This is a genomic window from Rhodococcus sp. MurmanLake-1 (assembly GCF_056945715.1).
In genome coordinates this window covers 1-26,779 of sequence record NZ_JBWZNF010000005.1, presented here as the reverse complement: position 1 = coordinate 26,779, position 26,779 = coordinate 1, and the positions used below count along the sequence as shown (strand labels likewise).

24 protein-coding genes are annotated in these 26,779 nt (G+C 61.6%); 8 read left to right on the top strand and 16 right to left on the bottom strand.

All coding sequences use genetic code 11. The features are described 5' to 3' along the window. Window positions 1-47 precede the first annotated feature (47 nt). Complete coding sequence (locus tag AC2ETI_RS15365; protein WP_046379799.1) at window positions 48-779, top strand: response regulator transcription factor; 732 nt, start codon at window positions 48-50, stop codon at window positions 777-779. Beyond that, window positions 769-2,469 carry a sensor histidine kinase gene (locus AC2ETI_RS15360; protein WP_483634095.1) on the top strand — a complete coding sequence of 567 codons (1,701 nt, stop codon included), beginning with the start codon at window positions 769-771 and terminating at the stop codon, window positions 2,467-2,469. Before AC2ETI_RS15365 ends, AC2ETI_RS15360 begins: the two co-directional genes overlap by 11 nt. Window positions 2,470-2,472: 3 nt before the next feature. Here the strand turns inward: AC2ETI_RS15360 and AC2ETI_RS15355 are convergent, their stop codons facing one another. Then, the gene (locus AC2ETI_RS15355) at window positions 2,473-2,853 is read right to left on the bottom strand and encodes a VOC family protein (RefSeq protein WP_020906510.1); all 381 of its coding nucleotides are present in this window, start codon (window positions 2,851-2,853) and stop codon (window positions 2,473-2,475) included. Window positions 2,854-3,051: 198 nt separating this feature from the next. Between AC2ETI_RS15355 and ctaD the strand changes: the two genes are divergently transcribed. Together ctaD and AC2ETI_RS15345 are read left to right on the top strand one after the other, a co-directional pair. Continuing rightward, window positions 3,052-4,794 (top strand): aa3-type cytochrome oxidase subunit I, encoded by a 1,743-nt coding sequence (gene ctaD, locus AC2ETI_RS15350; protein WP_020906509.1) that lies wholly within the window; start codon window positions 3,052-3,054, stop codon window positions 4,792-4,794. A 233-nt stretch (window positions 4,795-5,027) separates the two neighbouring features. After that, window positions 5,028-5,879, top strand: coding sequence for a universal stress protein (locus tag AC2ETI_RS15345; RefSeq protein ID WP_046378072.1), 852 nt, complete (start codon window positions 5,028-5,030; stop codon window positions 5,877-5,879). 17 nt (window positions 5,880-5,896) lie between these two features. Here AC2ETI_RS15345 and AC2ETI_RS15340 read toward each other — a convergent pair whose 3' ends face one another. From AC2ETI_RS15340 to AC2ETI_RS15325, 4 genes are all read right to left on the bottom strand, one after another. Continuing rightward, window positions 5,897-6,370: an NUDIX domain-containing protein gene (locus tag AC2ETI_RS15340; protein ID WP_020906507.1), complete on the bottom strand. Its 474-nt coding sequence runs from the start codon at window positions 6,368-6,370 to the stop codon at window positions 5,897-5,899. Window positions 6,371-6,449: 79 nt separating this feature from the next. After that, a complete protein-coding gene (gene katG / locus AC2ETI_RS15335; RefSeq protein WP_047890138.1) occupies window positions 6,450-8,672 on the bottom strand; it encodes a catalase/peroxidase HPI in 2,223 nt (740 codons plus the stop codon). A 36-nt stretch (window positions 8,673-8,708) separates the two neighbouring features. Further along, window positions 8,709-9,152 (bottom strand): Fur family transcriptional regulator, encoded by a 444-nt coding sequence (locus AC2ETI_RS15330; protein WP_483634094.1) that lies wholly within the window; start codon window positions 9,150-9,152, stop codon window positions 8,709-8,711. Between the two features lie 116 nt (window positions 9,153-9,268). After that, window positions 9,269-9,601, bottom strand: a complete 333-nt coding sequence (locus AC2ETI_RS15325; RefSeq protein WP_060938297.1) for a hypothetical protein — start codon at window positions 9,599-9,601, stop codon at window positions 9,269-9,271. A gap of 73 nt (window positions 9,602-9,674) precedes the next feature. Here AC2ETI_RS15325 and AC2ETI_RS15320 point away from each other — a divergent pair, with 73 nt between their 5' ends. After that, window positions 9,675-9,983: an amphi-Trp domain-containing protein gene (locus AC2ETI_RS15320; RefSeq protein WP_024487387.1), complete on the top strand. Its 309-nt coding sequence runs from the start codon at window positions 9,675-9,677 to the stop codon at window positions 9,981-9,983. 27 nt (window positions 9,984-10,010) lie between these two features. Here AC2ETI_RS15320 and AC2ETI_RS15315 read toward each other — a convergent pair whose 3' ends face one another. The 10 genes from AC2ETI_RS15315 to AC2ETI_RS15270 form a co-directional block, all read right to left on the bottom strand. After that, window positions 10,011-12,308: a serine/threonine-protein kinase gene (locus tag AC2ETI_RS15315; protein WP_020906502.1), complete on the bottom strand. Its 2,298-nt coding sequence runs from the start codon at window positions 12,306-12,308 to the stop codon at window positions 10,011-10,013. Window positions 12,309-12,392: 84 nt separating this feature from the next. Continuing rightward, a complete protein-coding gene (locus AC2ETI_RS15310) occupies window positions 12,393-13,805 on the bottom strand; it encodes an FAD-dependent oxidoreductase (RefSeq protein WP_483634093.1) in 1,413 nt (470 codons plus the stop codon). Window positions 13,806-13,881: 76 nt separating this feature from the next. Next, complete coding sequence (nagB, locus tag AC2ETI_RS15305) at window positions 13,882-14,661, bottom strand: glucosamine-6-phosphate deaminase (protein ID WP_020968669.1); 780 nt, start codon at window positions 14,659-14,661, stop codon at window positions 13,882-13,884. After that, window positions 14,662-15,579: an N-acetylmuramic acid 6-phosphate etherase gene (murQ, locus tag AC2ETI_RS15300; RefSeq protein ID WP_070797291.1), complete on the bottom strand. Its 918-nt coding sequence runs from the start codon at window positions 15,577-15,579 to the stop codon at window positions 14,662-14,664. Window positions 15,580-15,650: 71 nt separating this feature from the next. Further along, entirely contained in the window at window positions 15,651-16,526 is an 876-nt protein-coding gene (locus AC2ETI_RS15295) for a MurR/RpiR family transcriptional regulator (RefSeq protein WP_042950990.1), read from the bottom strand. Continuing rightward, window positions 16,523-17,716 (bottom strand): anhydro-N-acetylmuramic acid kinase, encoded by a 1,194-nt coding sequence (locus AC2ETI_RS15290; RefSeq protein WP_020906499.1) that lies wholly within the window; start codon window positions 17,714-17,716, stop codon window positions 16,523-16,525. The genes AC2ETI_RS15295 and AC2ETI_RS15290 overlap by 4 nt, the downstream gene beginning before the upstream one ends. Window positions 17,717-17,762: 46 nt before the next feature. Then, the gene (locus AC2ETI_RS15285; RefSeq protein WP_355334968.1) at window positions 17,763-19,094 is read right to left on the bottom strand and encodes an MFS transporter; all 1,332 of its coding nucleotides are present in this window, start codon (window positions 19,092-19,094) and stop codon (window positions 17,763-17,765) included. 104 nt (window positions 19,095-19,198) lie between these two features. Further along, entirely contained in the window at window positions 19,199-20,179 is a 981-nt protein-coding gene (locus AC2ETI_RS15280; protein ID WP_019747534.1) for a linear amide C-N hydrolase, read from the bottom strand. Window positions 20,180-20,196: 17 nt separating this feature from the next. Further along, window positions 20,197-22,104: an alkyl/aryl-sulfatase gene (locus AC2ETI_RS15275; protein ID WP_046378066.1), complete on the bottom strand. Its 1,908-nt coding sequence runs from the start codon at window positions 22,102-22,104 to the stop codon at window positions 20,197-20,199. A gap of 96 nt (window positions 22,105-22,200) precedes the next feature. Next, a complete protein-coding gene (locus AC2ETI_RS15270; RefSeq protein ID WP_070385427.1) occupies window positions 22,201-23,607 on the bottom strand; it encodes an MFS transporter in 1,407 nt (468 codons plus the stop codon). A gap of 110 nt (window positions 23,608-23,717) precedes the next feature. On the opposite strand from AC2ETI_RS15270, the gene AC2ETI_RS15265 reads away from it, so the two are divergent. Then, window positions 23,718-24,320 (top strand): helix-turn-helix domain-containing protein, encoded by a 603-nt coding sequence (locus tag AC2ETI_RS15265; protein ID WP_019747537.1) that lies wholly within the window; start codon window positions 23,718-23,720, stop codon window positions 24,318-24,320. On the opposite strand, the gene AC2ETI_RS15260 is transcribed toward AC2ETI_RS15265, so the two are convergent. After that, window positions 24,317-25,096 (bottom strand): IclR family transcriptional regulator, encoded by a 780-nt coding sequence (locus AC2ETI_RS15260; protein ID WP_069146093.1) that lies wholly within the window; start codon window positions 25,094-25,096, stop codon window positions 24,317-24,319. The two genes, AC2ETI_RS15265 and AC2ETI_RS15260, sit on opposite strands and share 4 nt — an antisense overlap. A 167-nt stretch (window positions 25,097-25,263) precedes the next feature. Here AC2ETI_RS15260 and AC2ETI_RS15255 point away from each other — a divergent pair, with 167 nt between their 5' ends. Both AC2ETI_RS15255 and AC2ETI_RS15250 read left to right on the top strand, forming a co-directional pair. Continuing rightward, window positions 25,264-26,031 (top strand): CoA transferase subunit A, encoded by a 768-nt coding sequence (locus AC2ETI_RS15255; protein ID WP_153211317.1) that lies wholly within the window; start codon window positions 25,264-25,266, stop codon window positions 26,029-26,031. Then, window positions 26,028-26,690, top strand: coding sequence for a 3-oxoacid CoA-transferase subunit B (locus tag AC2ETI_RS15250; RefSeq protein WP_483634092.1), 663 nt, complete (start codon window positions 26,028-26,030; stop codon window positions 26,688-26,690). Before AC2ETI_RS15255 ends, AC2ETI_RS15250 begins: the two co-directional genes overlap by 4 nt. Window positions 26,691-26,779 lie beyond the last annotated feature (89 nt).

Genomic DNA, 26,779 nt, shown 5'->3' with positions numbered 1-26,779 from the left:
CGTCCGGTAACATCGATGGCAGGCGCGAGCTGGAAGAGGTGACCACCGTGACGATCGGCATCTATCTGGTCGACGACCACGAGATCGTCCGTCGTGGATTGGCAGACCTGTTGAATCAGGTATCGGGACTCAACGTTGTGGGCGAGGCGTCGTGTGTTCGCGAAGCTTCGGACGGAATACCCGAATGCCGACCCGACGTGGTCGTCATGGACGTCAGACTTCCCGACGGCAACGGTGTGGAACTGTGCCGGGAACTGGCGTCGACCTGCCCGGAAGCGGCCACGTTGATGCTCACGTCGTACTCCGACGACGACGCCCTACTCGACGCCCTGATCGCCGGCGCACGCGGATTCGTCCTCAAGAACATCCGCGGCCACGACCTGGTATCCGCGATCCATACGGTCGCCACCGGCAAATCGCTGTTGAACACTCAGGCGGTGGTCGGTTTGGTCCGGCGCATCCGATCCGAGCAGGAGTCGGGCACTGCGGCAGCACTGTTGACCGATCAGGAACTGTTGATCTTCGAGTTGATCGGCAAGGGGCTGAGCAATCGAGAGATCAGCACGCACGCGGAACTCTCGGAGAAAACAGTCAAGAACTACGTCTCACGCATCCTCGAAAAACTGGGTCTCGAACGTCGAACGCAGGCTGCAGTTCTGGCGACCAAGCTTCGTGCGGGCACTGCTTACCCGGATCCATCGGGACAGGCGACCACACACCTACTGACGCCGTCCGGTTCACCATTCTCCGCCACTACAGGCACACACCATGCCAGGTAGCCGCGACGCGCTCATGCTCAGCCTTTTCGGCGACATCGCCGGAAGCGCAGAGCTGACTGCCCTCAACCCGACTGCAATTCCCAAGCTGCTCAGTGCCGTATTGACAGTCGGGTCCACCCTCCAACTCGACGAAACGCTGCAACAGATAGTCGACGTCGCAAGACATGTGCTCGAAGCGGACTACGGTGCGCTCGGCGTGAAGTCTCCCGACGGCCGCTTGTCGCGCTTCATCCATTCCGGTTTGAATCAGGGGCAGGTTGCCAAGATCGGGCATCTTCCCGAAGGTCACGGACTGCTGGGCCTGGTCGTTCAAGAACCTTGTCCGGTTCGAACCGACCGAATCGCCTCACACCCGTCCTCGGCGGGGTTTCCAACCAATCACCCACCGATGGACACGTTTCTCGGTGTTCCGATCTTCGTCAGGGGCGAGGTGTTCGGCAGCATCTACCTCGCGGACAGCTCGGAACGGACTGCATTCGACGACCGTGACGAGGCCGTACTCCAGATTCTGGCAAACGCTGCGAGCATCGCCATCGACAATGCGCGTCTGTTCGAGGAATCCCAAACGCGGGAAGCGTGGCTCAAGGCCGTCGCCGCCGTAAACGCACGCCTGCTCAGTGGAGGATCTCGCGACGAGACACTGGCCGAACTGGTTCGCACGACGCGCCGTCTCACCGACGGCAATCTGGTGTGCATAGTTCGCTACGACCTCGGCGAAGGGCCGGGTGTTCACGTCGCAGAATCCCGGACTCGCGGGATGACCGTCTCGGACGGCACAGTTCTCGATCTTTCCGGAACCGTGATCGACGAAGCTGCCCGCAGCCGGCGAACGATTTCCGCCCCCAGCGCCAGTGCTGTTCCGGCACTGCATGTTTCCAGCGAGGAATCCGTCGTCGCACTCCCATTGTCGGGAACCTCGTTCGGCGGCGGCGTCCTCTTCGCATCACGCCGCAGCGATCGTCCGTGGGGCGTCGATGAGATCGAGCAGCTGACGGCAATGGCCGACATCGCCGCTGTCACTGTCGAATTCGCCGAACAGCAACGAAAAGAGCGACTGGTCGACGTCCTCGAAGATCGAGACCGAATCGCGCGTGATCTTCACGACCACGTCATTCAGCAGTTGTTCGCCACCGGATTGAGTTTGCAGGGGGCATTGCAACGTCCCGGCGACGAGGAAACCATTCGCACGGTGTTGGACAACTCCGTTGATCAACTCGATCGAACGGTCCGCGAAATCCGCACCGCAGTCTTCGACCTCCACACGAGCGAGATGTCGACTCCCACAAGCCTGCGACGCCGATTACTCGACGCCGTCAACGGTCTGTCCGGTCACTCGTCGATCACTCCCAGCGTCACTTTCGAGGGGACCATCGACAGTTCCGTCCCGGCTCGACTCGCCCCGCACGCCGAAGCCGTTGTGCGCGAAGGGTTGAGCAATGCTCTGCGGCACGCCCATGCCAACGCCATCGACGTCACCATCCGGGCAACGGAAGATCTTGTCATCAGCATCGTCGACGACGGTGTGGGAATCGACCAGGCAACCAGAATCCACGGTCTCGACAACCTGGCGACCCGCGCTCGTCAGTGCGGCGGCTCGAGCAACATCACCCGCGAGAACGGCGTCACCGAATTGGTGTGGCGAGTTCCGCTGAGCCCCAGGCGAAGTCCGTTGTCAATCCAGCACCGTTGAGCGTCAGAGCGGATCCAGTTGGGCCTTGAGCAGGCAGAACTCGTTACCTTCTGGATCGGCCAGGACATGCCATTGTTCCTGCCCCGTCTGGCCGATGTCGGCCGGCCGCGCACCAAGGCCCAATAGGCGTTCCAGTTCGGCTTCCTGATCGCGGTCGGTGGCGTTGACGTCGATATGCAGGCGGGGCTTACCCTTCTCCGGTTCGTCTCTGCGACTGAGGATGATCGTCGGCTGCGGACCGCCGAACCCTTCGCGCGGGCCGATCTCCAGAGAACCGTCGTGCATTCGATCGAGCACGACGAAGTCCAGGACCTCGCACCAGAACCGCCCCAGAACCTCAGGATCCCGGCAACCGAGCACCAATTCACTGATACGACATGCCATGACAACTCGCTTTCCATCCGCAAGGACAATTGTCTTTCGACCGTACCGGACCACGTGATCTACGCCATGCCGCCCTGTCCGATCCTCGGGACCTTTTCCCCTCGTCCGAGGTCGTGGCCGCCGCGATCATTGCGTTTATGTTCCACAGTCCCAAGAATTCTCGGTATTTCGTCACGTCGATGCGCACAGGCGGCCGTCGTGGTTGATCTCGCGCCCCGGCCGGTCGACGAGGTCGATATCCACGTCGGCGCAACTCCCCGGACCGCTCCGAAGGGTTCGAAACTGGTCGAGATCCTGAGGACCACCGATCACAAGATGATCGGGCTGATGTACATCGTGACATCGTTTGCCTTCTTCCTGATCGGCGGACTGATGGCGCTGCTCATGCGCATGGAATTGACTGTCCCGGGAATGCAATTCCTGTCAAACGAGCAGTACAACCAGTTGTTCACCATGCACGGCACGATCATGCTCTTGCTGTACGCGACCCCGGTCTTCTTCGGATTCGCCAACTACCTCATGCCGCTGCAGATCGGCTCGCCGGACGTGTGTTTCCCGCGGCTCAATGCGTTCAGCTACTGGTTGTATCTCTTCGGCGGCCTGATCGCCTCCGCCGGGTTCGTAACACCCGGTGGTGCAGCAGATTTCGGCTGGACCGCTTACGTGCCACTCACCAGCGAACTCCACTCCCCCGGTATGGGTGCCGACCTGTGGATCATCGGGCTTACTCTCGGCGGCGTCGGCACCATCCTCGGCGCAGTCAACATCGTTTCGACGATCGTCTGCCTACGGGCCCCCGGGATGACGATGTTCCGCATGCCGATCTTCACGTGGAATGCGCTGGTCGCCAGCATGCTGATCCTCCTCGTTTTTCCGCTGCTCGCTGCTGCCTTGATCGGGCTGTGGGTGGACCGGCACCTGGGAGCGCATTTGTTCGACCCCGCGACAGGTGGAGTCATGTTGTGGCAGCACCTGTTCTGGTTCTTCGGCCATCCCGAGGTCTACATTCTGGCGCTTCCGTTCTTTGGCATAGTCTCCGAGATCTTCCCTGTCTTCAGCCGCAAGCCGATCTTCGGATACACCGGATTGGTCTACGCAACACTGGGAATTGCAGCTCTGTCGATCGCTGTGTGGGCGCACCACATGTACGCAACCGGCGCCGTTCTCCTCCCCTACTTCTCGTTCATGACCTTCTTGATCGCAGTTCCCACCGGAGTCAAGTTCTTCAACTGGATCGGCACGATGTGGAAGGGGCAGTTGACTTTCGAGTCGCCGATGCTGTTCTCCGTCGGCTTCCTGGTCACATTCCTGTTCGGCGGACTCTCCGGCGTAATTCTCGCAAGCCCGCCCCTGGACTTTCATGTCACCGACTCGTACTTTGTTGTCGCGCATTTCCACTACGTCCTCTTCGGAACAATCGCGTTCGCGACATACGCCGGAATTTATTTCTGGTTCCCGAAAATGACCGGCCGGATGTTGGACGAGAAGCTCGCCAAGATCCATTTCTGGTTGACTCTGATCGGCTTTCACGCGACATTTCTCGTCCAGCATTGGCTCGGCGCTCAGGGTATGCCTCGGCGGTACGCGGATTACCTGCCGTCGGACAATTTCACTCTTCTCAACACGATCTCGACCGTCGGCGCGTTTGTGCTCGGAGCCTCGACGATTCCGTTCATCTGGAACGTTTTCAAGAGCTATCGGTACGGACGGATCGTGACGGTCGACGATCCCTGGGGATTCGGAAACTCACTCGAATGGGCGACGTCCTGCCCTCCACCACGACACAACTTCACCGAACTCCCCCGAATCCGCAGTGAGCGGCCGGCATTCGAACTGCACTACCCCCACATGGTCGAGAGGATGCGCGACGAGGCGCACGTCGGACTGCTTGGTCACAAGCCGGTTTCCACGGTAAGCACAGAGGTGAAACGACATGAATGACGGCACGAAGTATCGAGCTTGGGCAGAAAGTCAGCAGGTTGAACGCCGAGCGAAACCCGGCCATCTCCTGATGCCGTTGCTCTTCCTCATGTTCGCAGTCACGACGCTCGTGTGGTTGCCCCTGACAACTGCCGCTTGCTCGATAGTAGTTGCAGGATTGCTGTTCGGCACTGTCCTGCAAGCCAGTTCGCATTCAGCAGAACCTTCGACAGACATAACGCGAGGAGCTCGGAATGACCTCCCAACTTTCGACTGACGTCTTCACCTCGGAGTGGTCCGCAGACGGAGCGGTCGTCGTGTGCATCGATGGATCCCCGCTGCGCACCGACGTGATCACGTGGGCGGCCGAGTTCGCGCATCGCCACAGTCTCTGGATGCGAATAGTTTTCGTAGCTCCGAACTCCGCAGATCCGAACACCGGCGATCCGAATACCTCGGCATCACCGACCGGCCTGTTCATGGAAGCCATTCAAATCGCAGAGTCGGTGTCGCCAGATCTTCGGATCCGGACCGATCTGATCTCCGGGGAGAACACCGCAATCCTCACCGCGTTGACGTCCGAGGCTGCCTTGATTGTCAACCCGTTGATCGTCACACCACAGGACGATCTCACTGCACCCGCCCCGGCATGTTCATTCGCAACAGTCGGAACTTCGTGTGAAAGCCAGGCTACGGCTGATCTTCCCGTTGTCGTCGGTTTGGACGGAAGCGCCTACAGCGAAAGCGCTTTGGCCATTGCATTCAAGGAAGCCGAGGCGGCGAGCACCGAACTGGTCGTCGTGCACGCCGCCCCGCCCGAGGCCGAGCTGAGTCGAAACTTCGCAGCCGGGCACGCGCCCCAGCATTCGACGCCGCTGACGTGGCAACTGTCAGGTTGGGCCACGCTCTACCCCGGCGTCACCATCCGACAGATCGAGTACGACGGCCCCTCGGTTGCCATTCTGGAACAACTCTCCACCGAGGCACGGCTTCTCGTCGTGGGCCGGCGCGGCCGAGGTTCGTTCGACGACACCGCTCTCGGCACCACGAGCAGTGCAATGATTCGAAAAGCTCACTGCCCGGTCATCGTTGCGAGCGAAGCCTGAATTGGATCCTCGCTCGGTCAGAACCCGTAACTGTGGATGGGTGCGAGCTGACCGGCGTGGTGGGCTTCGATCACGAAACGCTCGTGGTCGACCAACTTCTCCGGGAGTTCGTCAACCGGCCACCACCGCAGATCTGCAGATTTCAACGGCTCCATCCGGCGTGGTTCACCCGACCACGTGCGGCATTCGTAGAAGAAGTCCACTCGATGATCCACCGGGTCGACCCCTTCCGCATGTCGGCGATGCAACACGGTGAGTGGCTTCAGTTCCGAGGAAAGCAGCTCCACGCCAAGTTCTTCCGCGGCCTCCCTGACAGCCGCATCGAGTGCCGACTCCCCCAGTTCGACGTGTCCCGCAGCAGCGTGAGCCCAGTATCCGTCCATGAAACCGGTGCCCTCACGCAACTGCAACAGCACCTCCGGCCGTTGCGCCGGGTTGCTTCGACGAAACATCACGTACACCGCTGGTACCAGCGCAAATTGATCGGCCACATGACCACGCTATCGTGCGGGAAACGGCGGCGCCCCGCGAGAACAAAGCTCGCGGGGCGCCGTCGGCTAATCTGCTGAATCAGTTGACGTCGAACCTGTCGAGGTCCATCACCTTGGTCCAGGCGGCAGCGAAGTCCTCGGCGAACTTCTGCTTCGCGTCTTCGCTGGCGTACACCTCGGAGAGTGCGCGCAGTTGCGAATTCGATCCGAAAACAAGGTCGACCGCAGTTGCCGTGTACTTCGGATCTCCAGTCGCCCGATCAACCCCGTCGTAGACGTTCTCTTCCGTCTTCGACGGCTTCCACTCGGTACCCATGTCGAGAAGGTTGACGAAGAAATCGTTGGTCAACGTCTCGGGACGGTCGGTGAACACCCCGTGGCCGGTCTTGCCGAAGTTCGCGTTCAGCGCGCGAAGTCCGCCGACCAGAACTGTCACCTCGGGCGGGGTCAGCGACAGCATGTACGCGCGGTCGACCAACAGAATCTCTGCCGGAATCTTCTCCCCTCCCTTGAGGTAGTTCCGGAATCCGTCGGCCCGGGGTTCGAGTACCTCGAACGAGTCGACGTCTGTCTGCTCCTGAGTTGCATCCGTACGTCCCGGCGTGAACGAGACCGTGATGTCTTGTCCGGCGTTCTTCGCGGCCTGCTCGACTGCCGCTGTACCACCCAGAACGATCAGGTCGGCAAGTGAAACCTTGGCTCCACCAGCCTGGTTGAATTCCTGCTGAACTCGCTCGATGGTCTGAAGCACCGCGGAGAGGGCTGCGGGCTCGTTGACTTCCCAGTTCTTCTGCGGCTCCAGGCGAATTCGAGCACCGTTGGCGCCGCCGCGCATGTCAGTGCTGCGGAAGCTCGCAGCCGACGCCCACGCGGTCGACACCAACTGTGAGACGGACAGCCCGGAATCGAGAAGTCGACTCTTGAGGATCGCGATGTCCGCGTCCCCGATCAGTTGATCATCGGCCGAGGGAACCGGGTCCTGCCACAACTGCGGTTCGGGAACCCACGGTCCCAGGTAACGCGTGACCGGTCCCATGTCGCGATGCAGGAGCTTGTACCAAGCCTTGGCGAACTCTTCAGCGAATTCTTCGGGATGATCGAGCCAACGCCGTGTGATTTTCTCGTACGTCGGATCCAGGCGTAGGGAGAGGTCGGTGGTCAGCATCGTCGGAGTACGTCCGGCCGTCGAATCGAACGGATCCGGGATCGTGCCGGCCCCCGCGCCATCCTTCGGGATCCACTGCCACGCACCCGCCGGGCTCTTGGTCAGCTCCCAGTCGTATCCGTACAGAATCTCCAGGAAAGTGTTGTCCCACTTCGTCGGAGTGGGAGTCCACACGACCTCGAGACCACTGGTGATCGCGTCCTTACCCACGCCCGTACCGAAGGCGCTCTTCCAGCCCAGTCCCTGTTGCTCGACGGGTGCGCCTTCCGGTTCGGGTCCGACGAGGTCGGCCGGACCGGCACCGTGTGTCTTGCCGAAGGTGTGGCCGCCGGCGATCAGCGCGGCCGTTTCCACGTCGTTCATCGCCATGCGAGCGAAGGTTTCTCGGATGTCGCGGGCGGCCGCTACCGGGTCCGGTTGTCCGTTGGGTCCTTCGGGATTGACGTAGATCAGGCCCATCTGAACTGCGCCGAGCGGTCCGGACAGCTCACGGTCTCCGCTGTAGCGCTCGTCGCCGAGCCAGGTGTCCTCAGGACCCCAGTAGATCTCCTCGGGCTCCCAGATGTCTTCTCGGCCGAAGCCGAAGCCGAAGGTCTTGAACCCCATCGACTCCAGAGCGCAGTTGCCTGCGAACACCAGCAGGTCGGCCCAGGAAACCTGCTTTCCATACTTCTGCTTGACCGGCCAGAGCAGGCGACGTGCCTTGTCGAGGCTGGCGTTGTCCGGCCAACTGTTGAGCGGGGCGAAACGCTGAGCGCCCTGACCGCCACCGCCGCGGCCGTCTGCGATGCGATAGGTGCCGGCAGCATGCCAGCTCATACGCACGAAGAGTCCGCCGTAGTGTCCGTAGTCGGCTGGCCACCAATCCTGCGACGCCGTCATCAGCGCGATGACGTCACGTTTGAGCGCCTCGACGTCGAGCTTGGCAAATTCCTGCGCATAATCGAAGTCGGCTCCCATCGGATTCGACTTGGACGAATGCGCATGCAAGACAGAGAGATCCGGCTGATTCGGCCACCAGTCCCGGTTGGTTCTCGGACGATTCCCGGTCGGTGTCGGAGACGGGATCGCGGGGTTTTCACTTTCGCTGGTGCTCGCGGTGTTTCCATCGTGAGCAACCGGGCAACTATCGGACACGGTAATCCCTCCATGAGCGAGTAGAACGGACTTCGATCACGGGTGTGATCGCCAACTCTGAGTTGTCGAACAGTCGGCACACAGGCCCCAGTAGATGACCTCGGCTTCATCGAGGACGAAGCCGTTGTGCGCCGACGGCGTCAAGCACGGTGCCTCTCCGACTGCACAGTCGACATCTGCAACGACCCCGCAGGACCGGCAGACGACGTGATGGTGGTTGTCACCGACGCGAGACTCGTACAGCGCCACCGATCCGGACGGTTGGATCCGCCTGATCAGCCCGGCGTCGGTGAGAGCGTGCAACACGTCGTAGACCGCCTGCCGCGACACTCCTGGCAGAACAGCCCGCACAGCATCGAAGACAGTCTCGGTGGCTGCGTGTGGGCGTGCATGCACAACCTCGAGCACCGTGACTCTGGGACGAGTCACGCGAAGCTCAGCGTTACGCAGTTGGGCTGCATAATCCGGCGTCGAAGGCACCTTTCCACTATTGCGCAATCTTCTGGACTGAACCCAGACTTTCGCGAAAATCCTCGCCTACGCGGATTTGCCGACCGATTCGTCAGCGCTCCGAACAGGACGGACGGGGCCGGGAATCATGGGAGATGAACTGGGGGTATGTCTTGTTGTGCCAGTCGCAGTTCAGCGGCGGCGATGACGCCGGGGAAGTAGTAGTGCCCCTCCGGCGACTGAACAAGAGATGCAGCGTCGATACCGTCGACTTCCCATACGTCAACCGCGCCGCCGGTGTTGTTCATTCTGACAAACCAGTCCCGTTCGCCCTCGTCGCTGGCGAGGAAGCATCCCTCCTGCTCTGCTCGTAGACTTCCTGCGATTCCGCGAGCTGAGCCCATTCGGCGCCAGTCCAATCCATACCGCTGGATCGACGCACGGTTCAAGGCGGAGGTGACGTGGTAGCGGGTCGACATCGTCCAAAGGTAACAATCTTCCGTTTGTTCCAACTACGGTGAAGGGGAGAATCCGCCGAGGTCAGGAGTGATCGTGCCCAAATTGGAGATCAAGAGGAAGTCACAACTCTCACGGCAGGAAGTCGCCGACCGACTCATCGCCCTCGGCCAGGCCCTCGCCAGTGGATCGGAAGTGGAACTGGGGTCGGGTGGGGACTCGATCGAAATCAGTGTTCCGGAACAGGTTCGGTGGGAACTCGAGATCGAAGTCGACGGCAACGAGGTCGAGATAGAAATCGAGATTCACTGGCGCGACGACCCTCAGGAAGAATCAGAAGAGAAGTCTCCGCCGCCCACCAAAGCAGTTCGTCGCAGCCGACCGCGCAAGAGCACTGCCAAATAGGCCAACCCGGGTGCGGTTGTCAGGCAATTACGGAGACGCCGACACCTCGAGAGACACAACGCGCAGCAGTGCTCGGAGATCACTTTCGATCCGTCGAAACAGTTGATACACAACGATGAAGCCCGCGATCCCGCCCAGACACAGCGCACGGACGGTTGCGTTGAGTTCCTCCCCTGCCCCGGAACCGACAAAACTGAGTCCCGCGATTCCCACCAGTGGAACCGACGCCGCGACTGCGAGGTAACGCGTGCTGCTCCGACCCAACGAGCGAATATCGCGTCCGTCGTCGCTTCGTAACTCGCCGTGTGACAACAAGATCGGATACAGACATCGAACCGAGTAGTACGTCAGGATGAAGAACGGATACGCGACTGCGACGGCGCCGCACACTGCCAGCGACGACATCAGGTGCACGTATGCTCGTTGCGGAATACCTCCGGCGGCAATCTGCAACGCAACTGGATATGCGATACCGGCCAGGACCCACAGACCGAATGCGATCACCACCGCGCGGTGTCCGACGTTCAGCGTCGCGGTACGCGCTTTGTTCAAGACCTCCGCGTTGTACGTCTGACCGTGACGCAGTCCGTGAGGCACAGTGAGCGCAAGCCGGCACCAATACAGGATCGCCGCGGCACCGAGCGAGAACGCGGCCACCCCGATGACCAGATGAACCTGCTCGAGGTGCTGCTGAGCCTGCGGCGAGAGTCCCGAGATGATCAGCATCTTGTTGTAGTAGTAGTTGTAGCCCGCCGCCAGGAGATTCGGAATTCCGATCGCGGCCAGAAGAATCGGCAGTGCCCACTTCCACAACGTCGAACGCGGGCTCCCTTCCGGTGGGTCCACCAGGTTCCGGGCAGACCGGTCCAGACACAGTGCGAACTGACGGGCAAGCTTTCGTCCGCCAGACCACCTTCCGTCTCTCTCGGGCGAAAGAGACTTCACCAGTACTCGGCGCAGCGCCGGCGGGCAGTCGTCCGGTAACCGGGCCTCGGCCGCGGGATCCACTCCACGCCGGCGTGCCTCGAGCGCCTTCTTGGGCGACGGTGGGTTCTGCCCCGTGCCGTCGTCCGTGAAAGGCCTACTCCCGGTGAGGAGTTCCCACAGCATCACGCCGAGTGCATAGATGTCGCTGCGGGTGTCGAGTGTGCCGGGAGACCCCACGGCACAGGCCTCCAACTGCTCTGGAGACATGTAGGCAAGCGAGCCTCCGACAAAGCAGGCAGCATCCTCGGTCGAAACCTCCTCGCTCGAACTGACGTTGAAATCGGCGAGTTTGGGAATGCCTTCGACACTGAGAAGTACGTTCGCCGGCTTGATGTCCCGATGTAGTACGCCGTGCTCACGCGCGTACTCGAGGGCGTCGGCCAGTCTCATTCCCATCCAGGCCACGGTCTCCGGCCACGACATCGCTGCGATCTCGTTACGTAAACTCGTCTCGCTCGGTTTCATCTCCCCCTTCTTCGCCAGGGTCTGATCGATGGCGTCGAGAAGTAGTTGTCCGGACCGCTGAGCCTGCGGTGTCACGCGGACAAGTTTGACCACGTCGAGCAAGGTCCCGCCTGGCACGTATTCCATGAACAGAACTCGCAGTGCGCGTTCCTCGAGCAGCCGTTGATCGAAGACACGAACGATGTTGGGATGGTCGAGTTGGGCGAGAGTCTGCGGCTCGACCCCGACGTTGCGCGAGATTTTCAACGCAACCCACCGCTGCATCGACAGTTGCCGTGCCAGGAACACTCGGGCGAATGCACCGTGCCCGAGTTCCAACACCAGTTCGAAATCATCGAGGCGCTGCCCGATCTCGAACTCGTCGAAACCCGAGAGCCCCAACATCATCACGTCTTCGCGGCCGGCCATCGAATCACGGTCGAACAACCGCTCGAAACCCTCTGCCTGCAAAGGGAACTCGCTGAGGTACTCGGCCGCTACGACGTCCTCCCCGCCCTGCTTCCGCAGCCGGAACTCCTCGTACAGAAGCTCGGCCGGTAGTGGCTCTTCGAGCAATTCCGGGTACTCGGCGCAATACTCCGTGAGTCGTTTCGGACCGTCATTCTTCAGCCAGCGGTACTCCATGTCGATTCCGACCAGTTCGATCAGCGCGCCCCGACGAATCTTGGCTGGATCGGGCAGATATTCACTCAGGTCGGACGGGGTTCGTCCCGCCTCCCAGTCCCCGACCAGGCGCCCGAGACCGTCCGCATCGTTCGATTCGCCGCGCACTACCGGCAGTGCGGACAGGCGCAACTCGGTGACGGTGCCCCGTTCGGTCAGGGGCCCGCTCGCGACTGTCGCGTCACTGGCCTGCGCACCACGTTCATTCATGAGTTCTGCTCCGCACCTCGAGCACGATGAATCGAGGCGACTCATTTCAGCGTAACCCCGGCGGTACCTCTGACCCCAGCGAATCTATTCGGCGTGAACTGCCGACTTCGTGCCGATACGAAGGAGTTCTTCGCGGTCACCGATCTTGACGCGTGGACGTCCGTGCTCGACACCGAGGTCCTTCTCGGCGGCGTCGATACGAAGCCATCCTTCCCAATCGACGGGCAACAGATTGCCGGCCGCGAGGACCTCTTCGATCCGGCTGCGATCTACCCGACGCCCGCCGAACGAATCAAGTTGGCGCAGCATCGTTTCGACTGTTTGGCGAGCGTCTGGCCGCGCCGCACCGATCAGCCCCGCGGCACCGCGCTTCATCCAACCGGTCACGAACAAGCCCGCGATCGGTAGACCGCTCTCGTCGACCACCGAGCCGCTCCGGTGCGAAACTATGCCGCGCCCGTGATCGAAGGGCACCCCGGCAAGTGGCGTGCCGAGAAATCCGATTGCCCGGTACACAGCTTGAACCGGATAGTCGGTACAGACACCCGAGGCGGTGACGTGACCGTAGCCGTCGGGGTCAGTCCGTTCGACGCGGAGTGCCTCGACTTTCCCGTTACCGAGAATCTCCACGGGCTGTCGGTAGAAGTGCAGGTGAACTCGACGCTGGGCAGTTCGGTCGGCAGGTGCAGTGTCCGCGAAACCACGGAGTGTCTCGACTGCCAGTCGGGCGTGCACCAACTGTTTTGTCATCCGCTCGATATGCCGGTCCGGCGCGACATCGGCAGCATCGACGACAACATCTACGCCGGGTAGTTCACCGAGAGCGCGCAACTCGTTCGGGGAGAATCGAGCGTCGGCGGGTCCGCGCCGGACAAAGATGTGTACTTCACGAACGCGACTGCCGGCGATCCCTTCCCGAACTTCGTCGGAGACGTCCGTGGCCTGCAGCGGTTGCGCCTCGGCGAGGAGCATCCGCGTGACATCGAGCGCGACGTTGCCGCCGCCGATCACTGCCACCGACTCGGCGTGCAGGGGCCAATGTTGGGGGGCGTCGGGGTGATCGTTGTACCAACCGACAAAATCGGCGGCCCCGAATGAACCGGGAAGCTCGACGCCTGGAATGTCGAGTAGTGCATCCCGCGGCGCACCGGTTGCAATGATCACCGCGTCGTAGGAAGAACGTAGGTCCTCGACGGAAAGGTCCTTTCCGATCTCTACGTTGCAGAACAGCCGGAAGTCACTGGCGACCAGCACGGTGTGTAGAGAATCGACGAACTTTTCGGACTCGGCGTGCCCTGGGGCGAGACCGTAGCGCACGAGTCCGTACGGCGTCGGTAGACGCTCGAACATGTCTATCTTGGTGCCAGGAGCCAGTTCAGCGAGAGCGCCGGCAGCGTGGATTCCCGCCGGCCCCGCTCCGACGATCGCGACCCTGAGCGGTGGTGAGAAAATCCGGGGCGCCGGCGGGGATACCGCTGAACCTCTAGCGTTGATCATGCCCCGAGGCTAGGACCTCAACTGCGCTGGAGATCAAGTCCGCTTTTCAGTAGCCCGCTTTTCAGTAACCCGCTTTTCAGTAGCCCTGCTCGGCCGGCTTGTGCTCGGTTGTGTAGCGGTAGAAGTCCGCCAGTTGGAGTTCACCGGCCGCTGCCTCGTCGACGACGACTGTCACGTGCGGATGCAACTGAAGTACCGATGCCGGGCAGAACGCCGACACCGGACCTTCAATCGCAGCCCGGACCGCGGGGGCTTTGCGCGCCCCCTCCGCAATCAGCACAAGATGCTTTGCATCACTGATGGTTCCGAGACCCTGCGTGATCACGTGATGCGGCACATCGGCTGGGTCTGCGAAGAACCGCGCGTTGTCGGCGCGGGTCCTTTCGGTCAAGGTCTTCACTCGGGTACGCGATGTGAGTGAGGAGGACGGCTCGTTGAAGCCGATGTGCCCGTTGAGACCGATGCCGAGAATCTGCACGTCGATGGGACCGTTGTCGACGATGGCAGCGTCGTAACGCCGTGCAGCTTCACTGGGATCGGCGGCTCCGCCATCGGGGCTGAACACTCGCGCATTGTCGATGTCGAGGTGATCGACGAGTTCCGTGCGGATGGTGTGCGCGTAGGACTGCGGCTGATCGGGCGTGAGACCTACGTACTCGTCGAGAAGATACGCGCTCATCGCCGCGAACGACACTCCCGATTCTCGATGCCGCTTGATCAGCTCCCGATACGTGTGCAGCGGTGACGATCCCGTCGCGAGGCCGAGCGTCCGGGCTCCGTTTTCGATTGCGCCGCAAACGATGTCGGCAGCGATTCGCCCGCCGTCTTCCGGACTGGGAACTATGACGATTTCCATTCAGGCTTCCTCTCTGCTCTTGCCGGCTCCGACGATGGCCTCGCGTACGGAACCCGAAGCGCGATCCAACAATTCGGATGCTTCGGCGAAGTCGCATTCGGCCAACAACATGACGACCGCTGCCTTCACATGACCGTCGGCATTCTCGATGGTCTCCGAAGCGATCTCGGTATCCACTCCGGTGGCTGCCGCGACGATCCGGTTTGCACGATCGACCAGTTTGGCGTTGGTAGGCCGAAGGTCGACCATCAGGTTGTGAAACGCCTTGCCGGAACGGACCATGCTTGCCGTCGAAAGCATGTTGCACACCATCTTCTGTGCAGTCCCGGCCTTGAGCCTCGTCGATCCGGTGAGGATCTCGGGGCCGGTCTCCACTTCGATGGCCACTCCGGCGTGCGAACTCATTGCCGCATTTCGGTTGCACGAGACTGCCACTGTTGCGGCGCCGAGTGCGCGGGCATGATCAAGTCCCCCGATGACATAGGGAGTACGACCACTCGCCGCCAGACCCACCACGACGTCCGTGGCGTTCAACGAGATTGCGTCGAGGTCGGCCCCAGCCGCTCGCGGATCGTCCTCTGCTCCCTCGACGGCGTTCAGAAACGCTCCCGGGCCACCGGCGATGATTCCGATCACCTCGCCTGGATCGGTCCCGAAAGTCGGAGGGCATTCCACCGCGTCGAGCACTCCCAGACGCCCACTGGTCCCAGCTCCCAGGTAGATCAGCCGACCACCTTGTGCCCGAGCGGTGACGATCGAATCGACTGCGGCTTCGATGGCCGGTAACACCGCCGCGACCGCGTCGGCCACGATTGCGTCCTGCTGGTTCATCACCGTCAGCAGATCCGACACCGACATGACGTCGAGATCGCGGGTGAGAGGGTTCGGTCTCTCGGTAGACAGCATGTCCAATTGCATTGTGGCGAGTCCTCCTCGATCAAATTTCACTACGACGACTCCTCGTCAGTAATCACAGCGACGACTCCTCGTCAGTGACGCTTCGAAGCAATGGCATCATGACTGCGTTGCAGCGCAGACAGGGCGCTCGGCAGCGAGTGCGCGACCATCGCAAAAATTGTGTCGACTACCAACAGCTGGCCGGTGCGGCTTGCCATTGCTGCCGACCGGAAACCGAATTCTCTACCGGCAGTGAGTAGAACGTGGTGTGACTGCACAGCGAGCGTCGACCGCGCCCCGCCGGTGATCGCGGCCGTCGACGCCCCGGTACGACGGGCAAGGGCAAGCGGTTCGACCACATCAGAAGTCTCGCCGGAATGCGAGATTCCAACTGCTATGTCGTCCGGTCCGAGCAAACTGGCGCTGACCATCGCCGCGTCTCGGTCGAGATGAACCCGGCAGTTGACGTCGATACGCGAGAGCTTCAACGTGAGGTCTTGCGCGACGATGCCTGACGCGCCGATGCCGTACACCTCGACCCGGCGGGCGGATCGAATCCGCGACACCACTTCTTCGAGTGCAACAGGGTCAGTCAATTGTGCTGTGCCCTTGAGTTGTTCGGATTCGAACTCGGCGAGTTTGGCCATGACTTCACTGGCAGAGTCGGCGGCAACGATGTCCACACCGAGTGGAATCGAATCACTTGACGCGGAACCGCTGATGGCCGCCAATGCCAGACGAAGCTGGGGATACCCCTCGAAACCGAGCCTTTTGGCTGTGCGGACCACTGTCGCCGTGCTTGTCGACGCTCGTTCGGCAAGATCGTTGACCGTCAGTGTGGACGCCAGGCTGGGGTCGGCTTCGATGATTTCGGCGATCCGCAGCTCGGCAGGTGAGAGGCTGCTCAGTGATGCGCGAATACGAGCAAGCAGGTCGACGGACGCCGGAGCACTCCGGTCCAAAGTCATAACGCCTCGATTCGCATCGTTTTCGGAGCTGACGGCACCGATGTGATTCTAGGCAGCCCACGGCTTCCTGGCGTCAAAGATCCGAGCACACTGGCGTGACGCGCACCGGTGCACGACGCAATACTGCCGGGCAATCCGTGTGCGGTGAGGAAGCCGAGAACCGCGAAAGCCAATGCTTCCTTGATGTCGGAGGTGACTCCGAGTTCGTCCGAAGAGACAAGCGCGATGTCGCCCAGTTCGTCACGGAGCATCGCCATCAACGTCGGATTCTTGGTGCCACCACCTGACACCACCACTTCGGTGGCCGCGAGTGCTTTGACGGAATCGGCGACGGTCCGGGCCGTAAGTGCAGTCAGAGTCGCGACGATGTCTGCCAGAGACAACGACTCGTAGCCCCGCAGAGCGGCGAGCAGATAGTCCCGATGAAACAATTCTTTGCCCGTGCTCTTGGGAGCGGGCTGCGTGTAATACGGTTCGCTCAGTAGATGTGCGAGCAGATCGACGTTCGGCGTGCCGGCTGCACCCAGAGCGCCACCGAGGTCGAACCACTGCTCCCCCGCAGTGAATTCGCTTACCGCCGCGTCGATCAGCGCATTTGCCGGGCCGGTGTCGAAGGCAATCGGTACTGCGGGACCATCTGCCGTCGTACCGCCGCCACCCGGAGCAGTGACGTTCGCGATGCCACCGAGATTGAGCGCGACGGAACCCGAAGTTCTTCCGTTGAGCCACAATACGTCGAACGCGCTGACCAATGGTGCACCCTGACCACCCGTCGCCACGTCGCGAGAGCGCAGGTCCGACACGACGGTGCATCCGGTCTTCTCGGCTATCCAGGCCGGCTGCCCGAGTTGGAGAGTGCCCTTTACTTGCGCTCCTTCGACCCAGTGAAACATCGTCTGCCCATGTGAGGAGATCAATTCCGCACTGCCGCCACACAGTTCCGCGTTCGCCCGCGCAGCCACGGCCGCGAATGCCTGCCCGATCTCGGTGTCGAGTTGGCAGATCTGACCGACAGTGGTGGACGCAGGCGGTACCGCAGCGGCCACCGCTGCCCGCAACTCACCGGAGTATGGTTCGCTGACCATCCCCAGTGGGGTCAGCACAAGAGTGTCCCCGTCGATCCGGATATCTGCTGCGGCAGCATCGATAGCGTCGTACGAAGTACCGGACATCAGGCCGATGACTCTCATGAAATTTCCCTTACTCGGATCGTTTCGGCATTCGGGCAAGCTGCGGTCAGTCGACGAGTGCCCGCTTGTGGGCATTTCCTCGCAAGGTACTCAAAGCGATCGCGCTGACGGCGCACGTTGCCATCACGAAGTAGGCCGGAATATCGAGATTGGAAGTTTCCTTGATCAGCCACGTGATTATCAGACCGGCGCAGCCCGAAAAGACCGCGTTGGACAGGGAGTATGCGAGTCCCAATCCGGTGTACCGGACCGAGGTGGGGAACATCTCGGAGAGCATGGCGGGTCCGGGTCCGGCGACAAGTCCCACTGCGGCGCCGGCGGCAAACACTGCAAATCCCTTGGCGGTCAGAGACGTCTGCTCATTCTGCAGGACGTTGAGCAGCGGCAACGCAAGGACCAAGATCAAAACGGTGCCGGTGAGCATGACCGCGCGTCTCCCGATGCGATCACTGAGCCCGCCCGCAAGCGGAATCGTCACTGCGAAGCCGGCATTGGCAAGTACCGAAGCAACCAGTGCCTGATGGAATGTCGCGTTGAGTGAACTCTGAAGATAAGTCGGCATCACGACGAGGAACGTGTAACCCGCCGCAGACCAACCCATCAACCGACCGATGCCGAGCAGGATCGCCCTGGCGGTCTCGCCGACGGTCGGCTGCACTATCGGCGTCGCCGCATCAACTGTCGGTTCGGACTGGACTGCGCGGGCACGCTCGAACGACGGCGTTTCTTCGAGTCGGAGCCTGAGCCACAGGGCGACCAGGCCCATCGGAAGTGCAAGGAGGAACGGGATGCGCCAGCCCCAGTCGTTGAGCTGACCGGAGTCGAGAACTGTCGCGAGGAGCGCCGCGATTCCGGCACCGGCGAGCAATCCGAGCGCGACCGTGAACGACTGCCACGACCCGTACAGTCCGCGTCGTCCCGGGGGCGCAAACTCGGTCATCACCGACACCGCGCCGCCGAACTCGCCTCCGGCCGACAGTCCCTGGAGGATCCGAAGAACCGTCAAGAGCAGCGGTGCCAGAATTCCGACGCTCTCGTAGGTGGGGAGCACACCGATCAGGGTCGTCGCACCCGACATCAGCAGAAGAACGATCACCAAGGTGGGGCGTCGGCCGATGCGGTCACCGAGTCGGCCGAACAGCGCGGCCCCCACTGGGCGGAAGAAGAAGGCCAGCGCAAACGACGCGTAGGTCTTGATCAGGCTTTCGAGGTCGCCGGAGCCGTCGGCGCTGAAGAAGTTCGACGCGATGATCGTCGCGAAGAACCCGTACACACCGAACTCGTACCACTCGATGAAATTTCCGACGGAGCCGGCGACGAGCGCCCTGCGCCGTTTGAGCTGCGCACCATCGTTCCGTGTCTGCACTGTGATGCCCATGCCGTCCTCCGTTGACGAAACCCGAATATGCAACAAAGTTTCATCTGAACGGAGTAGAAATGTCAAGAAGTTTCACAATTAGGTTTTCGCGGGTCCCCGAATCCCTACGCTCCTGCGAACGTGAATGCCTCCGCCCGTTCGAACTGGTCGGTGGAGTCTCCGGAGTAGACCGTGCTCTCGTTCGGGCCCAGCCCGAGCTTGCGGACGGGCGTCCCCTCCCCGAGATCCATCGACGCCACATCCACCCAGAACGTATTCGGGGTCATCGCAGACTCGAAGAAATAGAGCGCGCGTTTGTGATCGACCACCGTACGCCAGCGGGTCGACGAGATGTTGGGCTCGTCTGGAGTCGAAATACCCAGCGGCACCGAGACATTGCGAATGACACTGAACGTCGACGCCAACGCGGACCGCGGATCGTCCGTCTGCGGTATCGCATCCACGTAGAACGACGCGCGGGCGAATCTGTCAGCGGCACGGTTCGTTCCGGGCAGCATCACAGTCCCGTTGATCTGCTTCCAGTACTCGTTGACCGCGAGTTGCTGATCGAAGATCGGAGAATTTGTCATCACCTGGTACTCACGGCTGTGATGAATAGTCGCGCGTCCACCGACGTATTCGATGATCGCACTGTCTCCCCTGGCGTCCGAGAGTGACATGTGAAGGGTAGCGAGACGGTCTTCACCGGGAACAGCAGCAGTCACGACGGTGAACGGTTCCGCTGCCAACACCTCGACTGCTTCCTGAACTGTCGCAAAACAATCCAGAACATACTGCGCCCACGCTGCGATGGACAGACCCGGAGTCGAGCCGTCGTATGCCGGGTACTCGGACTCGACCAACCACAAGAGATTTGCAGACAGTCCTGCCTCGTTGACCCCATCGGTTGTGCACATGTCGTAGGCCGTTGCGACAACACTTCCGTATTTCGACGTCCACTGAATCGAGTTCGGACCCGCGCAACCCTCTCGCGTCATGCCCCGCGGAAATGCCCAGAGATTGGTTCCGAGATCGACCTTCCAATCCATCGATCGAGCAGTGATCACAGTGTCGTTGGGCCCCAAGTAGACCAAGCGTGTACACATCGAAAACTATCCCTTCCTCACGGCGTGACGATATTGAAACTGGGATCGAAGGTATCCAGCAGCCCTCCCAATGTCTCCAGCGCCGATTCGTCTCCGGTGAGCGAAATCTTCCCGGCTTTGGCAAGTTCCGCAGCCGCGCCCGGTTGCAGAAGTGCGCCGATCAGTGCAGCTTTCGGCCCGGACACCGTCAGTTGCGTGTTCGACGCCGCTCCCCGGCGGGCATTGAGGACGCCGCGCCTGACCCAGGCCGTCCAGGTCTCGTCGTCGTGATCGGTGAACACGAAATCGATGTGGAGGTCGACGTCAGTTGCCTTGTCTCCGATGAGATGCACTGCTACGAAGTCGAACAAGATATCGATGGGCATCGCGAGGACGCTGTCTTCGCTCGCAGTGATGTACGGCGGGGGTTGCGAGCCCTCACGCAATTCCAACGCTGCCGAAAGGTAGATACCTCGCCACTGAGGTCCCTCGGCTTGATACCCCATCTGCTCGTAGACGTCAGCCTGAAGGTTCTTCGCCTCGGTGTTCTCCGGTTGAGCGAACACCAACTTGTGCAGGATCTCTGCCGCCCACCGGTAGTCTGCGGCGTCGAATGCTCGCTTACCCTCATCCAGGATCTTCTGCGCCCCAAGGAGATCGACGAACCTCTTCGCCGACTCGACCGGTGGATGTGGATGAAGCGTCACCGGATCGCCGTCCCACATTCCCAATTCCTTGGTGTACACGGCACGCACGTCATGATGCAAAGTTCCGTGGTAACCGCGGTTGTGCCACTTGCGGCCGAGTTCCTCGGGTAGCTCGATCACCTCGGCAGCTTCGAGCGGCGTGTATCCCTTGTTCGCCAGCCGGAGCGCCTGGTCGTGAATGTATTTGTAGGTATCCCTTTGTGATTCGATGAAGCCAACGAGGTTCTCGTTGCCCCACACCGGCCAGGTGTGCGGTCCGTAGTGAACCGCCGCGTCGTCGCCCCACCGTTCCAAAGTCTCGTCCAGGTATCGCGCGAAATTACGGGCATCGCGGGTACGCGCACCGCGCAGGGTCTGGATGTTGTGGAGTGAATGATTTGCGTTCTCCGCACACGTCAGTGCGGCGAGTTCGGGGATCCAGATGTGCATCTCCTCCGGAGCCTCGGTATCGGGTGCATAGAGGAATTCGAACTCCAGACCCGCAATTTCTCGCTTCGTTCCGGTTTCGGTGATGCCGTCGGTGGGGGAAATATACGAGATCTGAGGGCCTTTGGTGCTGAGCACGCCGATCCCGCACGAGACCGCCCCTTTCGGACCGAGGTCGAGCAATCCGCCGAAGGCATAGAACGACCGCCTCGCCATGGCATTGCCGGCGACAACATTCTCGCCGATTGCGAACTTGTCGAACGATGCGATCGTGCCCGGCGCGATGATCGGCACCTTTCCCGACGCAACGTCCTCGACGTCGATGATGCCTTTGACTCCGCCGTAGTGGTCGATATGGGTGTGCGTGTAGATGATCGCTGCAACCGGCTTGTCGCTGACGTGCTCGCGAATCATCTTCATGCCCTGGCGCGCTGATTCGACTCCCGCCATGCAGTCGATGATGATCAGGCCTTCATCACCCTCGACGACCGTCAGGTTTGCGATGTCGTTGTTTCTCACCTGGTAGAGGCGATCCGTCACCTGGTAGAGCCCACCCCGGCGAATGACCTGACTCTGGCGCCACAAACTGGGATTGACGGTGTCCGGCGCCGGAACGTCGTCACCGATGTACGCCAATGCCTCGGGGTCGAAGACCACATGCCCGTCGTCGCCGAGAACATTGCCAGGCAACGGTGCGATCAAGCCACGATCCGCGTCGACAAAATCTTGCCGGTCATCCATGGCGTACCGCGTGACCGCTTCGCGGTTCACCGCCACGGTGGCCGGTGTTGCGTCCTTAGGTGTCTGGCACATGGCTCTCCCCGCTCGGATACGACGATCAGATACCCCATAATCTCTATCCGGCGGCAGCGGCGTTGGAATCACCCGCGCAGGGTGAACTCACGCTCCTCACCCCTTCGTCTTCTCGGAACCTCCCGACGCCAGGGCGATGACAAGAACCACGAGCCCACAGGCGACAACAAGGATCCAACCCGCTCTCGATGCCTCGGCGATGTCTGATTGTGCGCTGCCTGCGATCATGCCGCCGGCCAGCGCCACACCGAGAGCAGCGCCGAACTGCCTTGCACTGGAGGTGATCCCGCCGGCAAGGCCTGCCTGCGATCTCGGTAGTCCGTTGACGGCGGTGTTGGTGATCGGAGCATTCGAGAAACCGAAGCCGATACCGAGGAACAGGTACGCGACGAGCAACGTCGAAGTGCCTGTGCTGTTGTCGAGAGAGACCAGGCACAGTCCGCCGAGCGCGGTGAAGCTTCCGGCGATCAGCAACGGCAATCGTGCACCGAAGCGCCCGACGAGAATCCCCGACAACGGCGCACAGATGGTTGCCGCGACTGCCATCGGTAGTGTCATCGCGCCCGCGGCGGCGGGAGTCATTTCACGCGCCTGTTGAAGGTAGAAGGTGCCCAGAAGCAGCGTCGCGTTGAGAGCCACGAACACCACGATCGCGCCGAGGACTGCCGCGGTGAACGGCCGGTGCCGAAACAGCGAGGGGTCCATGAGCGGCTCGCTCTTTCTCGATTCGACGCGGACGAACGCTGCCAGCGCGGCAGCGACGGCGACGTAACCCGCGATTGCACCGGAGGCCAGCCACCCGATTCGTGGGCCTTCGATGAGCAGAGCCACGGATCCGCCCACGACGACCATCAGAAGCACCTGCCCCGGTAAGTCGAGACGTCGAGGTTGTTCAGCCCGGGACTGCGGTACGAACACCGCGGTCAGCACGAGAACGACTGCGATGACGGGCACATTGATCCAGAAAACGGATCTCCAGCCGAAGCTCTCGATGAGGACTCCGCCGACTATCGGTCCTGCTGCCATGCTCAGACCGAAGACCGCAGCCCACACGCCGATCGCCTTGGCTCGCTCCTTCGGGTCTGTCATCACGTTGACGACGATCGCCAGGGCCACCGGACTGAGCATCGACCCACCGACTCCCTGCGCGATCCTCGCCGCAATCAGAACTCCCACCGACGGGGCCAGCGCGCAGACGATCGACGCCACCCCGAAAACGACCAGTCCGATCTGGAAGATCCGCCTTCTACCAAACCTGTCGGCCAGGGCGCCGGACGAGATCAGCAAGCTCGCCAAGACGAGTGTGTACGCGTTGACGATCCATTCGAGACCAACGGTTCCGACACCGAATCCCTCCCCGATCGCGGGGAGAGCGACGTTGACGATGGTCGTGTCCAACCCGACGACGAACAAGCTCGTGCAGCAGATGGCCAGAATGCCCCACCGGCGGCGTGCGTCAAGTCCGATCACTTGCGGTTCGTCGATCCCGCTCGAAGGTTTCATCTCGGACTCCATCTCTCGAAGTGTTCTGCCGTGCTCGCCAGTCGAAAGGATCGTCGCAACCCGGCCCGCGAAGCCGGTAAGAAATTTGCAGAAACTGCAAAGATGAGCGCATGGACGCCGAACTCGAGCAGTTGCTTACCGATATCGGACCGAGACTGCGCACACTTCGTCGGGATCGCGATTTGACCCTCGAGGCCCTGTCCGACGCCACCGGCATCTCCGTCAGCGCATTGTCGCGACTCGAATCGGGTAAGCGTCGTCCCACCCTCGATCTGCTGTTACCGCTCGCGCGTGCTCACCGGGTCGCGCTGGACCAACTCGTCGGCGCTCCCGCCACGGGCGATCCTCGGGTCCATCTCACCCCGAGCCGACGCAAGAACGGCAGTGCCGTCGTTCCGTTGACGCGCTATCCCGGACGCGTGCAGGTGTTCAAACAGGTGATCGGTCCACGTCCACCGAAGCTCGTCACCCACGCCGGCTACGAATGGCTCTACGTCCTCGCCGGGGATCTGCGTCTCATTCTGGGTACGAACGAGGTTGTCCTGCACCCCGGTGAAGTCGCGGAGTTCGACACCGCCGAGCCCCATTGGTTCGGGCCCGCCGATGAACAGGTCGTGGAGATCTTGCATCTGTTCGGCCCGCAGGGCGAAAAGGCGCACGTACGCACGAAGGCAAAAACTACTACTGCGCACGAACCGGTACCCGAAAGTTAGACCACTGCATGCGTTTTCAGTCGGTTCGACAGCGTATGAGCGTATTCGAGAAGTAGCGTTCCCAACTCGGCATGACGCGCGGGCCGAAAGCGGGTTTCCACTCCGGTCAGGCTCAGCGCCCAGTCCGGGCGCCCGTTGCGGTCGAACACCGCGGCACCCATCCCCCAGCTTCCCTCGACGATGAGGGCTGGATTGACGGCATAGCCGGTGACACGCGTCGACTCGATTCGCTCGCGGATTGATGCCTCACTGTGGATCTCACCCCATTCCGACTCCAGATTCACTCGGGCGAAATAGTCGTCGACGTCCCGCGTCGGTAGGTGACTCAAGATGGCAAGCCCCGCCGACGCGACCCCCAACGGGAATCGCTTCCCCTCGTGCAGCACGTGAGATCGCAGCGGAAAACTGCCTTCCTGACTCAAGATGCAGACGGTCTCGTCGCCGCGACGTGCCGAGAGGAATGCACTCTCCCCCGTGACCCGGGCGAGGTCGTCGACGATGTCGCGAGCGCGGTCGGTGATGTCGTACCGATTTCCGGCCGCGGCGCCCAGGAGGTACAACTCCGGGCCGAGAGACCACCGACCGGTTCGTGCGTCACGGTCGACCAGTCCTTCGGCAGCCAAAGACGTGAGCAGTCGGTGCGCGGTGGGCCGAGCGAGGCCGGTGACCTTGCCCAATTCAGTGGTGGAAATGCCCGTTGGCTCAGAGGCGCCGAGGGCTCGCAGAAGTGCCGCCACCCGCGCGACCATGGCCGGTGATTGCTCGTGAGTAGGCATGAGTTCATCCTAGCGTCCATTCAGTGAACGAATTTTCTTCAGATGGTCAGCAGTCGATCAGTTCTGTCTTGATATTCAAGATCCCTTGAACCTGTGAACTGGAGATAGTTCACTGGATAGCGAAGTGAGTGAGTGTCTACTCAATGAACGCCTGGCAGGGAGAAAACATGACAGCAAAGGTGTACGAGTCCGCGGCGGACGCGGTCGCCGACATCGTCGACGGAGCAACGCTGGCCGTCGGCGGATTCGGTTTGTGCGGCATCCCCGACGTATTGATCGACGCGATCGCAGCAACGAGTGCAACCGACCTCGAGGTGTTCTCCAACAACTGCGGCGTCGACGATCACGGTCTCGGAATCTTGCTGAGCGCCGGACGTATCCGACGGGTGACAGCGTCGTACGTCGGTGAGAACAAGGAGTTCGCCCGGCAGTACCTGGCCGGCGAACTCGAAGTGGAACTGACACCGCAGGGCACGCTCGCCGAGCGTCTGCGCGCCGGCGGAACCGGAATCCCCGCATTCTTCACACCGGCCGGAGTGGGTAGCCCCATCTCCGACGGCGGAATGCCCTGGCGCTACGACGCCGACGGCTCGATCGCTATTGCATCGCCTCCGAAGGAGACTCGCGTCTTCGGAACCAAGCGTTACGTGATGGAAGAGGCGATCAACGCCGACTACGCACTCGTGCACGCTGTTCTCGGTGACACCGACGGCAACCTCGTGTTCGACAAGACCGCGATGAACTTCAACCCGCTCGCCGCGATGGCGGGACGGGTCACCATTGCTCAGGTGGAACGTCTGGTCGAGCCCGGTGAAATCGACCCGGCATCGGTACACCTGCCCGGAGTCTTCGTGCAGAGAATTGTGCACACCGGCCCTCAGAACAAGCGAATCGAAAAGCGAACCGTCAGCGCTTCGGAAGGAACCTCACGATGACCGCACCAGTGACAGTGACGGGTTGGACGCGCCAGCAGATGGCAGCGCGGGCGGCTGCAGAGATGATCGACGGCGAGTACGTCAATCTCGGAATCGGTCTTCCCACACTGATTCCCGGATACCTGGGCTCGGACGTTCGTGTGGTCCTGCACTCGGAGAACGGAATTCTCGGTACCGGACCGTATCCCGCCGAGGACAACGTCGATCCTGACCTCATCAACGCCGGCAAGGAGACCGTGACCGTCAATCCCGGTGCGGCATATTTTGATTCGGCCCTCTCGTTCGGGATGATCCGCGGCGGCCACATCGACACCGCCGTTCTCGGCGGCATGCAGGTGTCGAAGACGGGTGACCTCGCAAACTGGATGGTCCCCGGCAAGATGGTCAAGGGAATGGGCGGCGCAATGGACCTCGTCCACGGTGCCCGGCGTGTCATCGTCGTCATGGAGCACAACGACCGCGACGGCAACCCCAAGATCGTCGACGCATGCACCCTGCCCCTGACCGGCCAGGGCGTGGTGAATCGGATCATCACCAACCTAGCCGTCATCGATGTGAGCGACGAAGGCCCACTCGTCCTGCGTGAACTGGCCCCCGATGTCAGCGTCGAAGACGTTGTTGCCGCGACCGGCACCGAACTGAAAGTTGAACTGGCATGACCGACACGACCACTGTGATTGTTGCGGGAGCTCGTACCCCGATGGGTCGACTCCTCGGATCGTTGAAAGACCTCTCCGGGTCCGACCTC